Source organism: Castellaniella defragrans (genome assembly GCF_014203015.1).
GTDB lineage: Bacteria > Pseudomonadota > Gammaproteobacteria > Burkholderiales > Burkholderiaceae_B > Castellaniella > Castellaniella defragrans.
The window spans coordinates 72,682-85,381 of the sequence record NZ_JACHIB010000008.1; the positions used below are offsets into that span (position 1 = coordinate 72,682).

14 protein-coding genes are annotated in these 12,700 nt (G+C 69.9%); 3 read left to right on the forward strand and 11 right to left on the reverse strand.

Annotated elements, in window-relative coordinates:
* The 3 genes from sufB to HNR28_RS08165 are packed head-to-tail and all read right to left on the reverse strand — an operon-like array spanning window position 1 to window position 3,816.
* Window positions 1-1,449 carry a Fe-S cluster assembly protein SufB gene (sufB, locus tag HNR28_RS08155; protein ID WP_043682190.1) on the reverse strand — a complete coding sequence of 483 codons (1,449 nt, stop codon included), beginning with the start codon at window positions 1,447-1,449 and terminating at the stop codon, window positions 1-3.
* A complete protein-coding gene (locus HNR28_RS08160; protein WP_052355723.1) occupies window positions 1,446-1,964 on the reverse strand; it encodes an SUF system Fe-S cluster assembly regulator in 519 nt (172 codons plus the stop codon). The genes sufB and HNR28_RS08160 overlap by 4 nt, the downstream gene beginning before the upstream one ends.
* A 58-nt stretch (window positions 1,965-2,022) precedes the next feature.
* Entirely contained in the window at window positions 2,023-3,816 is a 1,794-nt protein-coding gene (locus HNR28_RS08165; protein ID WP_043682187.1) for an ABCB family ABC transporter ATP-binding protein/permease, read from the reverse strand.
* Window positions 3,817-3,946: 130 nt separating this feature from the next.
* Between HNR28_RS08165 and HNR28_RS08170 the strand changes: the two genes are divergently transcribed.
* Together HNR28_RS08170 and HNR28_RS08175 are read left to right on the forward strand one after the other, a co-directional pair.
* Window positions 3,947-4,474 (forward strand): sigma factor, encoded by a 528-nt coding sequence (locus HNR28_RS08170; protein ID WP_052355722.1) that lies wholly within the window; start codon window positions 3,947-3,949, stop codon window positions 4,472-4,474.
* On the forward strand, window positions 4,471-4,941 hold the full coding sequence (locus tag HNR28_RS08175) for a hypothetical protein (RefSeq protein ID WP_043682184.1): 471 nt from the start codon (window positions 4,471-4,473) through the stop codon (window positions 4,939-4,941). The genes HNR28_RS08170 and HNR28_RS08175 overlap by 4 nt, the downstream gene beginning before the upstream one ends.
* Before the next feature lie 29 nt (window positions 4,942-4,970).
* On the opposite strand, the gene HNR28_RS08180 is transcribed toward HNR28_RS08175, so the two are convergent.
* The 8 genes from HNR28_RS08180 to HNR28_RS08215 form a co-directional block, all read right to left on the reverse strand.
* A complete protein-coding gene (locus HNR28_RS08180) occupies window positions 4,971-5,393 on the reverse strand; it encodes a MerR family transcriptional regulator (RefSeq protein WP_043682182.1) in 423 nt (140 codons plus the stop codon).
* Window positions 5,390-5,698, reverse strand: coding sequence for an integration host factor subunit alpha (locus tag HNR28_RS08185; protein ID WP_409360370.1), 309 nt, complete (start codon window positions 5,696-5,698; stop codon window positions 5,390-5,392). Before HNR28_RS08185 ends, HNR28_RS08180 begins: the two co-directional genes overlap by 4 nt.
* A gap of 12 nt (window positions 5,699-5,710) precedes the next feature.
* Window positions 5,711-8,116, reverse strand: a complete 2,406-nt coding sequence (pheT, locus tag HNR28_RS08190; protein WP_043682175.1) for a phenylalanine--tRNA ligase subunit beta — start codon at window positions 8,114-8,116, stop codon at window positions 5,711-5,713.
* Window positions 8,117-8,151: 35 nt separating this feature from the next.
* A complete protein-coding gene (pheS, locus tag HNR28_RS08195; RefSeq protein WP_043682172.1) occupies window positions 8,152-9,174 on the reverse strand; it encodes a phenylalanine--tRNA ligase subunit alpha in 1,023 nt (340 codons plus the stop codon).
* Between the two features lie 77 nt (window positions 9,175-9,251).
* Window positions 9,252-9,611 carry a 50S ribosomal protein L20 gene (rplT, locus tag HNR28_RS08200; protein WP_043682169.1) on the reverse strand — a complete coding sequence of 120 codons (360 nt, stop codon included), beginning with the start codon at window positions 9,609-9,611 and terminating at the stop codon, window positions 9,252-9,254.
* Window positions 9,612-9,624: 13 nt separating this feature from the next.
* Window positions 9,625-9,822 carry a 50S ribosomal protein L35 gene (gene rpmI, locus HNR28_RS08205; RefSeq protein WP_043682165.1) on the reverse strand — a complete coding sequence of 66 codons (198 nt, stop codon included), beginning with the start codon at window positions 9,820-9,822 and terminating at the stop codon, window positions 9,625-9,627.
* A gap of 260 nt (window positions 9,823-10,082) precedes the next feature.
* Window positions 10,083-10,322 carry an accessory factor UbiK family protein gene (locus HNR28_RS08210; protein ID WP_043682162.1) on the reverse strand — a complete coding sequence of 80 codons (240 nt, stop codon included), beginning with the start codon at window positions 10,320-10,322 and terminating at the stop codon, window positions 10,083-10,085.
* A gap of 74 nt (window positions 10,323-10,396) precedes the next feature.
* Window positions 10,397-11,914 carry a YifB family Mg chelatase-like AAA ATPase gene (locus tag HNR28_RS08215; protein ID WP_184142739.1) on the reverse strand — a complete coding sequence of 506 codons (1,518 nt, stop codon included), beginning with the start codon at window positions 11,912-11,914 and terminating at the stop codon, window positions 10,397-10,399.
* Between the two features lie 328 nt (window positions 11,915-12,242).
* Here HNR28_RS08215 and HNR28_RS08220 point away from each other — a divergent pair, with 328 nt between their 5' ends.
* Window positions 12,243-12,644 (forward strand): DUF2946 domain-containing protein, encoded by a 402-nt coding sequence (locus tag HNR28_RS08220; RefSeq protein WP_052355721.1) that lies wholly within the window; start codon window positions 12,243-12,245, stop codon window positions 12,642-12,644.
* Window positions 12,645-12,700: the final 56 nt, after the last annotated feature.

Sequence of the window (12,700 nt, forward strand, 5' to 3'; positions counted from 1 at the left end):
TTAACCTACGCTGCCTTCCAGGCTCACGCCGAGCAGGTTCTGTGCTTCGACGGCGAACTCCATGGGCAATTCCTTGAAGACTTCCTTGCAGAAGCCGTTGACGATCATCGATACCGCGTCCTCGGCCGACAGGCCGCGCTGCATGGCATAGAACAGCTGGTCCTCGGCGATGCGCGAGGCGGTGGCCTCGTGCTCGACGTTGGCGCTGGGATGCTGGACTTCCATGGTGGGGAAAGTGTGCGCGGCGCACTTGCTGCCGATCAGCAGCGAGTCGCACTGCGTGTAGTTGCGCGCGTTCTCGGCCTTGGGCGTCATGCGCACCAGGCTGCGGAAGGTGTTGCTGCCGTGGCCCGCGGAGATGCCCTTGGAGATGATGGTGCTGCGCGTGTTGCGCCCCATGTGGATCATCTTGGTGCCGGTGTCGGCCTGCTGGTGGTGGTTGGACAGCGCCACGGAATAGAATTCGCCGGTGGAGTCGTCGCCGCGCAGGATCACGCTGGGGTATTTCCAGGTGATGGCCGAACCGGTCTCGACCTGGGTCCAGGAAATCCGCGAGCGCGGCCCGCGGCAGTCGCCGCGCTTGGTGACGAAGTTGTAGATGCCGCCCACGCCGTTCTCGTCGCCGGGGTACCAGTTCTGCACCGTGGAATACTTGATCTTGGCGTCGTCCAGCGCGACGAGCTCCACCACGGCGGCGTGCAGCTGGTTCTCGTCGCGCATGGGCGCCGTACAGCCTTCCAGGTAGCTGACGCTGGCGCCTTCGTCGGCGATGATCAGGGTGCGCTCGAACTGGCCGGTGTCGGCGTTGTTGATGCGGAAATAGGTGGACAGCTCCATCGGGCATTTCACGCCCTTGGGGATGTAGACGAAGGAGCCGTCGGAGAACACCGCCGAATTCAGCGCCGCGTAGAAGTTGTCGCCGGGCGGCACGACCGTGCCCATGTACTTCTGCACCAGTTCCGGGTGCGAGCGCACGGCCTCGGAGAACGAACAGAAGATGATGCCGACGTCGGCCAGCTGCTTGCGGAAGGTGGTGGCCACGGACACGGAGTCGAACACCGCGTCCACCGCCACGCCGGCCAGCTTGGCGCGCTCGTGCAGCGGCACGCCCAGTTTTTCATAGGTGCGCAGCAGTTCGGGATCGACCTCGTCCAGGCTCTTGGGACCGTCCTTCTTGGACTTGGGTGCCGAGTAATAGCTGATGTCCTGGAAGTCGGGATCCGGATAGTGGACCTTGGCCCAGCGGGGCAGGTCCATCTTGAGCCATTCGCGGTAGGCTTTCAGGCGCCATTCGAGCATGAACTCGGGCTCGCGCTTGATGGCGGACAGGCGGCGAATCACATCCTCGTCGAGCCCCTTGGGGAAGGTCTCGGATTCGATCTGCGTGACGAAGCCGGCCTCGTAGTCGCGGTCGAGAAAGGAATCGAGCTTGTCGTTGACGGTACTCATTTGGACAGACTCCAGTTCGTGATGTTCGGGATGGCGCGGCGCGCGCCGGCTTCGGGCGCGGGAACCGGAACGGCGGATGCGTGCACGGGCGCGGACACGGCGCCGGGACCCTCGCCGTCGAGCATGTCGGCCACGGTGACGGATTCCAGCGTGCGGCGCACGATGCGGTTGATGCGCTGCCAGTGGGAGCGGATGTGGCAGGCGCCCTCGACGCTGCAGGCGCCCGGCAGCGCGGTGCATTCGGTCAGGCCGAAGGGCTGGTCTTCGAGCGCGTCGATGATTTCGGCCACGTTGATCCGCTCGGCCTCGCGGCCCAGGCGGTAGCCGCCGTGGGCGCCGCGGGTGCTGGCGACCAGGTCGCGCTGGGCGAGCAGTTTCAGGACCTTGCTGACGACGGGCTGGCCCAGGCCCAGGTCGCCGGCCAGCTCAGCCGCGCTGCAGACGTGCGTCGGACGGGAGGCCATGTGCGTGAGCACGAGGATTCCGTAATCGACGATCTTGCTGATCCGCAGCATCGGGGGTTCCAGGGACGGGCGTTGAAAACCAAATAGTACCTCTTTGGTACGATATAGGTCAAACCCTGATGTCTTCCACGGGCCTGGACTGTTGCAGATGCCACATGCGGGCGTAGCGGCCGTCGAGCGCGAGAAGGGCCGCGTGGGTGCCCTGCTCCACCACCCGGCCGGCCTCCATGACGAGGATGTGGTCGGCGTGGACGATGGTCGAGAGGCGGTGCGCGATGATGAGCGTGGTGCGCCCCTGGGCGATGCGTTCGAGCTGCGACTGGATGGCGCGCTCGGTGCGCGTGTCCAGGGCGCTGGTCGCCTCGTCGAAGACCAGGATCGGGGGGGACTTGAGCAGCGCGCGGGCGATGGCGACGCGCTGCTTCTCGCCGCCGGACAGCTTCAGCCCGCGCTCGCCCACCGGGGTGTCGTAGCCCTGCGGCAGCGAGGCGATGAAGTCGTGGATGTGGGCGGCCCGGGCCGCCTGCTCGACGTCGTCCTGCGTGGCGTCCGGACGGCCGTAGGCGATGTTGTAGCCGATGGTGTCGTTGAACAGCACCGTGTCCTGCGGCACGATGCCGATGTGGGCGCGCAGGCTGGCCTGGGTGTAGTCGCGGATGTCGCGGCCGTTCACCCGCACACAGCCCCCGGTGGGATCGTAGAAGCGGAACAGCAGACGCGACAGGGTCGATTTCCCGGCGCCGGAAGCCCCCACCACGGCCAGCGAGCCGCCCGCCGGCACGCTGAAGCTGACGCCATGCAGGATCGGGCGGTCGGGCTGGTAGGCGAAATCCACGGCCTCGAATGCCAGGCTGGCCCGGTCCGCCCGCAGCTCGACGGCATCGGGGCGGTCGGCCACCTCCTGGCGGTTGCCCAGCAGATCGAACATGCGCTCCATGTCGGCCAGGGCGTGCTTGATCTCGCGGTAGACGAAGCCGAGGAAATTCAGCGGCGCGTAGAGCTGGGTCAGGTAGGCCGACACCAGCACCACGTCGCCCACGGTCATGTGGCCCTGCACCACGCCGCGCGCCGACTGCCACAGCAGCGCGGTCATCCCCACGGTGATGATGGCGCCCTGGCCCATGTTCAGGAGATTCAGCGATACCTGGTTGCGCACGGCCGAGTCCACCCAGCGGCTCAGGTCGGCGTCGTAGCGGCGGCTCTCGTAGTCCTCATTGCCGAAGTACTTGACGGTCTCGTAGTTCAGCAGCGCGTCGACCGCCCGGCCGTTGGCCTGGCTGTCCAGGGTGTTCATGGTGCGGCGGTACGTCATGCGGCGTTCCGTGACCCTCAGCGTGAAGAGCACGTAGGCGGCGATGGTGCCCAGCGTCAGCGCGGCGAAGGTCCAGTCGTAGCGCCACAGCAGCACGCCCGTGACCATGGCGATCTCCAGCAGCGTGGGCACGATGTTGAAGACCATGAAATTGAGCAGGAAGCCGATGCCCTTGGTGCCGCGCTCGATGTCGCGCGTGAGCCCGCCGGTGCGCCGGCCCATGTGGAAGCGCAGCGACAGCGCCAGCAGGTGGCGGAAGACCTGGCCGGCGACGCGCTGGATGGCGCCCTGGGTGACGCGGGCGAACAGGGCGTCGCGCAGTTCGCCGAACACCGAGGTCGCCAGGCGCGACAGCCCGTAGCCCAGCAGGGCCGCCAGCGGCACGGCCAGCAGCGTGGGCGCCACGCCCAGCGCATCGACGATGTCCTTGAGCCAGACCGGCGTGGCGACGTTGGCGACCTTGGCCGCCACCAGACAGACGAAGGCGAGCGTCACCCGGCCGCGGAAGGCCCAGACGTACGGCCACAGGGTCTTCAGGGTCAGCCAGTCGTCGCGCCGCGCGGGCGCGGCGCCGGTGTGGGAAAAGCGCATGGAAACATCCGGAAAACAGGCGGGCGGCGAGCGGCTGGGAGCGCGCCGGCGGGACCGCATACAATAATGCATCCCTGGAGGACGCGCCTTTGGCGGCGCATCCCGCGACCCGGTGAACGGGAAAGATTGTATGACTGTTTCGGTTTTCGATTTCGAGGCGGAGCTGAGCGCCTGCGCGGCGGGCGACCGCGCCGCCTTCCTCGCGCTGTACCGCCACGAGGCCCCCGCGATGCGCGCCCTGGCCCTGGCCATGCTGGACGATCCCGACGCGGCCGACGCCGTGCTGCACGAGACCTTCGTCCTGATCTGGCGCAACGCGGCCGGCTACAGCCCGGCCATCGGCACCGCGCGCGCCTGGATCTACAGCATCCTGCGCTACCGCGCCTCGGCCCAGGCGCGGCAGATGCGCGCCGAAGGCCGCCATCCGGCGGAAAACACGCCCCTGCCCACGCTCCGCCTGCCCGCGGACGCGCCGGCCGGCACGGTGGCCGGCGCCCTCGCCGCCCTGCCCGCGCCGCAGCTCGACGCGCTGCTGCAGGCCTATCTGCACGGCGGCGATCCCGCCCGCATCGCGGCCCGCCTGGACCGCACCGAACCCGACATCGAGGCCTCCCTGGGCGCCGCCCTGGCGCACATCGACGAAGCCGTGCGCGCATGAGACCCACCTACCCTTCCTACTCCGACGACGAGATCGCCCGCTACGTGCTGGGCCTGGACATGCCCGACCGCGTGGCGGACATCCAGTCGCGGCTGGCCCACGACGACGCGGCAGCCGCGCGCGCCCTGAAATGGGAAGCCTATTTCCTCGGGATCGTCGATGCCCTGCCCGTCCAGCCGCCGCCCGACGCCGTACTGGAACGCATCCGCCAGAGCCTGGGAATGGAACGGGACGAGCCGCCCGTCCTGGGCGAGGCCCGGGCGTCCGGCGCCGCGCCGCGCGCCGCCGCCGGCGACGAACCGCCGCGCCGCACCCGGCGCGTTCCGCGGCTGCGGCGCGGCCGGCTGGCCCTGGCGATCGGCATCGGCGTGGCGCTGTGCCTGGCGACCCTGGCGCTGTGGGCCGGCCTGCGGCCGCCGCCCGCCGGCACGGTCGTCCAGCAGCCGGTGCATCTGGAAGGCCGCTGAATCAGAGATCCGGCCTCAGAGATCCAGCCTCAGAGATCCAGCAGTCCCGCCGCCTGGTGGGCCCGACGATTGCCGTCCAGGGCCTGGGCCAGGCGCTCGTGCACGGCCTGCAGTTCGGCGCGCAGCGCCTGCAGTTCGGCGCCGCTCAGGCGCACGGCGGCGTCCTGGTCGTGCGGCGCGTCGCCGCTGTCGCCCAGGCGGTTGCGCGCCCCGGCGATGGTGAAGCCCTGCTCGTAGAGCAGGTCGCGGATGCGGCGCACCAGCAGGACTTCGTGGTGCTGGTAGTAGCGCCGGTTGCCGCGCCGCTTGACCGGCTTGAGCTGGGCGAATTCCTGTTCCCAGTAGCGCAGGATGTGCGGCTTGACGCCGCACAGCTCGGAGACTTCGCCGATGGTGAAATAGCGCTTGGCGGGGATGGGCGGCAGCGCGGCCGCCGGCGTGGCGGCGGTCATGCGGCGCCTCCGTCGGTGCCCACGCCGTCCTTGAGCTTCTGGCTGGGGTGGAACGTGACCACCCGGCGCGCGGCGATGGGAATGACCTCGCCGGTCTTGGGATTGCGTCCCGGGCGCGGCGGCTTGTTGCGCACCTGGAAGCTGCCGAAGCCCGACAGCTTGACCTCCGTGCCCTGGACCAGGGCGTCGCGGACTTCGGAGAAGAACGTGTCCACGATGTCCTTGGCCTCGCGCTTGTTCAGGCCCACGCGCTCGAAGAGCAGTTCGGCCAGATGGGCTTTGGTCAGCGTCCGATCCGTATTCACCAGGGATTCCTCCTATGAGCGCAGGCGCGCGCCATGCGTCTCGGCCAGGGCGGCGAGCAGGCTTTGCACGCAGTGTTCGACCTGGCGGTCCTCCAGCGTCGCATCGCGTCCCTGGAACCAGAGGCGCAGCGCCAGGCTGCGCTGCCGGGCGGTCGCGGCTTCGCGCCAGATGTCGAACAGTTTAATGTCTTTGACCACGGAGAGGGCGCCGTCGGCCGCGATCCGCTGCCGCAGTGTATCAAGCAGCGACTGCCACGGCACGTCCGCATCCACCCAGATCGCCAGATCCCGCACCGCCACGGGCTGGCGGGACAGCTCCTGCGGATGGGGGAAGATACGTTCGGATACGGCTTCGGCGTCGATCTCGAAGACCACGGGGGCGTGCGGCAGATCGAGCGCCTGGGCCCAGCGCGGATGGACCTCGCCCAGCCAGCCGATCGCGCGGCCGCCCAGCAGCAGGCGGGCGCTGCGGCCCGGATGCAGCGCGGGATGGCCGGCGGCCTCGCAGCGCAGTTCGGCCGCGCGCGCGCCCAGCAGGGCTTCGAGATCGCGCTTGACGTCGAAGAAGTCCACCGGCCGCGCCGGCTCGCCCCATTGTTCCGCCAGGGCCGGCCCCCAGGCCGCGGCGGCCAGGCGGGTCGGCTGGGCCACGCCCGCGACGGCCAGGCCGCCGTCGGCCACCGAGGCATCGCGGGCGAACACACGGCCCAGCTCGAACACCCGCACGCGCGTCTGGCGATGCTTGGCGTTGTAGGCGATGTTGGCCAGCAGGCCGCCGATGAGGCTGGAGCGCATCACCGCGAGCTGGCTGGCGATGGGATTGAGCAGCCGGATGGGGTCGGCGTTGCCGCAGTAGTCGCGTTCCCAGGCTTCCTCGACGAAGGAGAAATTGATGACTTCCTGGTAGTCCCGCGCGGCCAGGGCGGCGCGCAGCGCGTGCGGGCCGCAGCGGGTCTCGGGCACCGCCCGCATGACGGCCGGCGCCACCGGGGGCCGGTCGGGAATGCGGTCGAAGCCGTGGATGCGGGCGACTTCCTCGATCAGGTCTTCCTCGATCGTCAGGTCGAAGCGCGCCGCCGGCGGCGTGACGACGAAATCGTCGCCCTGGCGCTCGTAGGCGAAGCCCAGGCGCGTGAAGACGGCGCCGACGGCCTCGGCGTCCAGCGGGATGCCCAGCACGCGGGCGCAGCGCGCCAGGCGCATGCGCACCGGCTCGCGCGCGGGCAGGTTGACGACCTGGTCGTCCAGCGGACCGGCCTGGCCGCCGCAGACGTCCAGGACCAGGGCCGTCATGAGCTCCAGGTGCTCGGGAATGGTGGAGAAGTCCACGCCGCGCTCGAAGCGGTGGCCGGCCTCGGAATTGAGCTTGTAGCGGCGCGGCCGGCCCATGATGGCCTCCGGCCACCAGAAGGCGGCTTCCAGGTAGACGTCGGTGGTCTCCAGCGTCACGGCCGAATCCTGCCCGCCCATGATGCCGGCCAGGCTTTCCAGGCCCCGGCCGCTTTCGATGACGCCCACGTCGGGCGTCAGATCGACGGTCTGGTCGTTGAGCAGTTCCAGCCGTTCGCCCTCACGCGCCCAGCGCACGGTCAGGCCGCCCTGGACCTTGGACAGGTCGAAGACGTGCGTGGGACGGCCCAGCTCCAGCATGATGTAGTTGGAGATGTCCACCAGCGCCGACACCGGCCGCTGGCCGGCGCGCTCCAGGCGCGACCTGATCCACGCGGGCGTGGCGGCGCGGGCGTTCACGCCGCGCACGATGCGCCCGGCGAAGCGGCCGCACAGGTCCGGCGCCTGCACGGTCACGGGCAGGCGGTCGTCGATGGTGACCGGCACCCGGGGAACGTCCGGCGCGCGCAGCGCGCAGCCGGTGAGCGCCGCGACTTCGCGCGCCACCCCCAGGATGGACAGGCAGTCGGCCCGGTTGGGAGTCAGCTTCAGGGTGTAGATCGTGTCGTCCAGGTCCAGCGCCTGGCGCAGGTCCTGGCCCGGCTCCAGACCGGCGGGCAGTTCGAGCAGGCCGGCGTGGTCCTGGGACAGGCCCAGTTCGCGGGCCGAGCACAGCATGCCGCGCGATTCGATGCCCCGCATCTTGACCGGGCCGATGCGCAGGCCGCCCGGCAGTTCGGCGCCCAGCCGCGCCAGGGGCACCAGCAGCCCGGCCGCCGCGTTGGGCGCGCCGCAGACGATCTGCAGCGGCTCGCCCGAGCCGTCATCGACCCGGCAGACGCGCAGCTTGTCGGCATTCGGATGCGGCTCGGCCGATTCGATGCGCGCCACCACCACGCCGGAGAACGGCGGAGCGTAGGGGTCGGCGTCCTCGACTTCGAGGCCGGCCATGGTCAGCCGATGGGCGAGTTCCTGGCCGTCGATGTCGGGATCGGCCCAGGCGCGCAGCCATGATTCGGGAAATTGCATGATTCGGATTCCGTGTCGCGGAAGGCCTGGCGGGCCTAGTCGTTGAACTGGCGCAGGAAGCGCAGGTCGCCCTCGAAGAACTGGCGCAGGTCGTCCACGCCGTAGCGCAGCATGGTCAGGCGCTCCAGCCCGGAGCCGAAGGCGAAGCCGATGTAGCGTTCCGGGTCCAGCCCGAAATTGCGCACGACCTGGGGATGCACCTGGCCGGAGCCGGAGATCTCCAGCCAGCGGCCCTGGTTGGGACCGGAGGTGAACATCATGTCGATCTCGGCCGAGGGCTCGGTGAACGGGAAGAACGAAGGCCGGAAGCGCAGCGTCAGGTCGTCGGTCTCGAAGAAGGCCCGCAGGAAATTCGTGTAGACGCCCTTGAGGTCGGCGAAGGAGATGTCCTCGGCGATCCACAGGCCCTCGACCTGGTGGAACATGGGCGAATGGGTGGCGTCGCTGTCGACGCGGTAGGTGCGCCCCGGGGCGATGACCTTGATGGGCGGCTTGTGCATGCGCGCGTAGCGCACCTGCATGGGGCTGGTGTGCGTGCGCAGCACCAGCGGCAGCCCGTCCGCGTCCTTCATGTCCACGTAGAACGTGTCCTGCATGGAGCGCGCCGGATGGTTTTCCGGGTTGTTCAGGGCGGTGAAGTTGGTCCAGTCGTTCTCGATCTCGGGGCCGTCGGCCACGTCGAAGCCGATGGAGCGGAAGATCTGCTCGACGCGCTGCCAGGTGCGGATCACCGGATGGATGCCGCCCGTGCCGCGCCCGCGGCCCGGCAGGGTGACGTCGATGGTCTCGGCCGCCAGGCGCTGGTCCAGCACGGCCTGGGCCAGTTCGGCGCGCCGCGCGTTCAGCAGGGATTCGACCTGCTGCTTGGCCTGGTTGATCTGCGCGCCGCGCGTGCGCTTTTCCTCGCCCTGCAGGGCGGCGAGGCCCTTGAGCAGCGCGGTCAGCGAGCCCTGCTTGCCGAGGAAGGCGGCTTTTTCGTTTTCCAGCGTGGCGGCGTCCCCGGCCTGGGCGAAACGGGCGCGGGCCTGGGCGATCAGTTCGTCGAGCGATGAGTCCATGTGCATTCCAAAACGCAAACGGAGCCCGATGGAGCTCCGTTTGCGATGATACAGAATCGAAAACGAAACTGTGTCGGTCAGGCGGCCAGCGCGGATTTCGCCTGGGCCACGACGGCGGCGAAGCCCGCCTTGTCGTGCACGGCCATGTCGGCGAGGACCTTGCGGTCGAGTTCGATCGAGGCCTTCTTCAGGCCGGCGATGAAGACGCTGTAGGTCACGCCCAGTTCGCGGCAGCCCGCGTTGATGCGGGTGATCCACAGGGCGCGGAAGGTGCGCTTCTTGTTGCGGCGGTCGCGGTAGGCGTACTGGCCGGCGCGCATGACCGCCTGCTTGGCGATCCGGAAGACGTTGCCGCGGCGGCCGCGGTAACCCTTGGCGGCCTTGATGACTTTTTTATGGCGTGCACGAGCGGTGACGCCGCGTTTGACGCGAGGCATGTGTAATCTCCGATCAGGCGAAAGGCAGCATCGCCTTCACGGAGGCGACGTTCGTTTCATGGACGGCAGCCGAACCGCGCAGCTGGCGTTTGTTTTTCGTGGTTTTCTTGGTCAGGATGTGACGCTTGAAAGCCTGGCCGCGCTTGATGGAACCACTGCCGCGCACCTTGAAGCGCTTGGAAGCGCCTTTTTTGCTCTTCATCTTGGGCATGACGATACTCTGTTGGCTTGGCAAATCCAGGTGGCCCGGGATCCGGGCGCTTGTCAGACCTGGCATTCGCATGTGTTTCGGACCCGGCATGCGCAACCTGCATGCACGAACCCTGCTTCCCGCCTTTCCCCGCCCAGGACGTCCCCCGTTCACGAAAGAACCGGAAGCAGCCGGGCCAAAAGACGAATCCCCTGGGATGAAGCAGACCCAGAGGAAATTGGGAAAAGCCCTTGATTATAGGGTGATTTGCCTGGATCTGTCTATTCCTCGTCCTGCTCCAGAGCCTGGACGCGCGCCTCCAGGGCCTCGATGCGCTCCAGCGCACGGGCCAGCAGGTCGGCCTGGATGTCGAATTCTTCCCGGGTGACCAGGTCCATGCGGGCGAAGGTCTGCGCCATGAAGGCCTTCATGTTGCGCTCGATGTCGGCGGCCGGGGTCTTGGCGAGCAGTTCGGACATGTTCTTCTGGAAGTCGTCGAACCATTGATTGGGGGCGATCATCGCGGCCTCCTGGAATGGGGAAGGGAAAACCGGCATTTTACCGCCCTGCCGCAGATTGCTGTCCACGCCGCGGCTCACGCGCCGCTGTCGGGGCGGTACTGCACCGCCTGGGCCATGTGCCCGGCCTCGATCCGGTCGCTGCCGTCCAGGTCGGCCAGGGTCCGGGCCACGCGCTGGGCCCGGCGCGCGGCGCGCGCCGACCAGCCCCAGGCCGCCGCCGCACGCATCAGCAGCGCGCGGCCCTCGGCGTCCGGGCCGGCGTGGCGCTCCAGGGCCGCGCCGTCCAGCTCGGCGTTCAGGCAGCCCTGGCGCGCCAGCTGCCGGTGCCGGGCGGCCAGCGCCCGCTCCCGCACCGGCGCCGAAGGCTCTCCCGGCGGCGCATCCAGCCACGCGGACTCCACCCCCAGGCCGACGTGCAGATCGATCCGGTCGAGCAGCGGTCCGGAGATCCGCCCCCGGTAGCGCGCGATGGCCTCCCGCGAGCAGCGGCATTCCCGCTGCGGATGGGGATGCCCGTGCCAGCCGCACGGACAGGGATTCATCGCGGCCACGAGCTGGAAGCGGGCGGGAAAGGTGCAGCTGCCGGCGGCCCGGGCGACCGTGACGCAGCCGGTTTCCAGGGGTTCGCGCAGGGCTTCCAGGGCCTGGCGGCCGAATTCCGGCAATTCGTCCAGGAACAGCACGCCGTGATGGGCCAGGCTGATTTCCCCGGGCCGGGGACGGGCGCCGCCGCCCACCAGCGCCGGCATGGAAGCGCCGTGGTGCGGCGCGCGAAACGGCGGCACCCGGGACAGCAAGGGCCGCGAGCGGGCCAGCCCGTGCACGGCGGCGACTTCCAGGGCCTGCTCGGGCGTCAGGGGCGGCAGCAGGCCGGGCAGGCGCCGCGCCAGCATGCTCTTGCCCACGCCGGGACAGCCGCTGAGCAGCAGACCGTGCCCGCCGGCCGCCGCCAGCTCCAGGGCCCGCCGGGCCGCCGCCTGCCCCCGCACGTCGGACAGGCACGGCGGCGGGGCCTCGTCGGCCGGCTCGCCGCGCGCGGGCGCGGCGGCGGGCAGCTCCGCGCGGCCGGTGAAATGCGCCACGACCTCGTCCAGGCCGGCGGCGGCCAGCACCCGCAGGCCCGGCACGCGGGCGGCCACCCCGGCGGCCTCCGGCGCCATGATGAGCACAGCGCGGGGATCGTCGCGCGCGACCGACAGCGCGATCGCCAGCACGGCGTCCGCCGGCACGATGCTGCCGGTCAGCGAAAGCTCGCCGGCCAGCACGTAATGCCGCACGTCCGGCGCCTGCCCCCGGGCGTCGGCGATCTGCCCCGAGGCCAGCAGCACGCCCAGCGCGATCGGCAGGTCGAAGCGGCCGGAATCCTTGGGCAGGTCGGCGGGCGCCAGATTGGCCGTGATGCGGCCTGCCGGGAACTCGAAACCGCTGCTCAGCAGCGCCGAGCGCACCCGCTCGCGGCTTTCGCGCACGCCCGCGCCCGGCAGGCCGACGATGGAAAACGACGGCAGGCCGCCGCCCACGTGGACCTCGACCTGCACGGGCCAGACGCGCGGCCCGAACAGGGCCCGGCTGGACAGAACGGCAAGCGACATCGGAACTCCTCCCGCATCATCCCCGCCCCCACTATAGAGGCGGACGCGGGGCCGCGGGCGGCGCGCGGGACGGATTTGTCCCGCCCCTCCCGCCCTGGATTCCTGCCCTGATTCCCGCCCTGGATTCCCGCCCTGGATTTGTCCCGGCCCCACGCCATGGCTTAGAATGCTTCTCGCTCGTATTTTTCGCATCGTATTTTTCGCATCGGATTTCCGTACCGGTTTTTCAGCATCGGGTTTCCCTGGTACAGGTTTTCGGCACCGGTTTTCCGCAACAGGTTCCCGCAGGCACTTTCCCCACTCCAGGATCTTTCAGGCCCCCGCAGCCATGGTTTCCGGACCCCGCAAACGCCCCGCCCGTCTGGCCGCCTGGCTCGGCCTGGTGGCGATCTGCCTGCTCGCCGCCGCACCGACGATCAGCTGGCTGCTGCAAGCCGCGCCACGGGACGTGGCCGTGGCCGTGTGCTCGCCCGCCGACCTGGAGGGCTCGCCCGCGGCGGACTACCGCATCCAGGTCGGAAGCCACCACGACGGCCCGGCCGACGCGCTGGACGCGTGCGGCTATTGCGGCCTGCTCGCCGGAAGCTCCCTCCTGCCCGCCCAGGCACCGGCCGCCCCGGCCGTGCTGCTGCTGGCGCTCGTCCTGCTGGCGGCGCCCCGCTGGATCCGCCACGTGCCGCTCGGCACGTTCCCCGCGGGCCGGCCGCGCGACCCGCCGCCGTCTTCCTGACCCCTTCCGGCCGCCGCGCCGGTTTTCGTGCCCGCGCCGCGCGCCTCGCCAAAGGC

Coding starts and splice junctions, on each gene's coding strand:
- HNR28_RS08175 (WP_043682184.1), top strand. CDS start 4,471: ATGAGACCCACCTACCCTTCCTACTCCGACGACGAGATCGCCCGCTAC.
- HNR28_RS08165 (WP_043682187.1), bottom strand. CDS start 3,816: ATGCGCTTTTCCCACACCGGCGCCGCGCCCGCGCGGCGCGACGACTGG.
- pheT (WP_043682175.1), bottom strand. CDS start 8,116: ATGCAATTTCCCGAATCATGGCTGCGCGCCTGGGCCGATCCCGACATC.
- HNR28_RS08220 (WP_052355721.1), top strand. CDS start 12,243: ATGGTTTCCGGACCCCGCAAACGCCCCGCCCGTCTGGCCGCCTGGCTC.
- HNR28_RS08180 (WP_043682182.1), bottom strand. CDS start 5,393: ATGACCGCCGCCACGCCGGCGGCCGCGCTGCCGCCCATCCCCGCCAAG.
- rpmI (WP_043682165.1), bottom strand. CDS start 9,822: ATGCCCAAGATGAAGAGCAAAAAAGGCGCTTCCAAGCGCTTCAAGGTG.
- rplT (WP_043682169.1), bottom strand. CDS start 9,611: ATGCCTCGCGTCAAACGCGGCGTCACCGCTCGTGCACGCCATAAAAAA.
- HNR28_RS08215 (WP_184142739.1), bottom strand. CDS start 11,914: ATGTCGCTTGCCGTTCTGTCCAGCCGGGCCCTGTTCGGGCCGCGCGTC.
- HNR28_RS08170 (WP_052355722.1), top strand. CDS start 3,947: ATGACTGTTTCGGTTTTCGATTTCGAGGCGGAGCTGAGCGCCTGCGCG.
- HNR28_RS08210 (WP_043682162.1), bottom strand. CDS start 10,322: ATGATCGCCCCCAATCAATGGTTCGACGACTTCCAGAAGAACATGTCC.
- HNR28_RS08160 (WP_052355723.1), bottom strand. CDS start 1,964: ATGCTGCGGATCAGCAAGATCGTCGATTACGGAATCCTCGTGCTCACG.
- sufB (WP_043682190.1), bottom strand. CDS start 1,449: ATGAGTACCGTCAACGACAAGCTCGATTCCTTTCTCGACCGCGACTAC.
- pheS (WP_043682172.1), bottom strand. CDS start 9,174: ATGGACTCATCGCTCGACGAACTGATCGCCCAGGCCCGCGCCCGTTTC.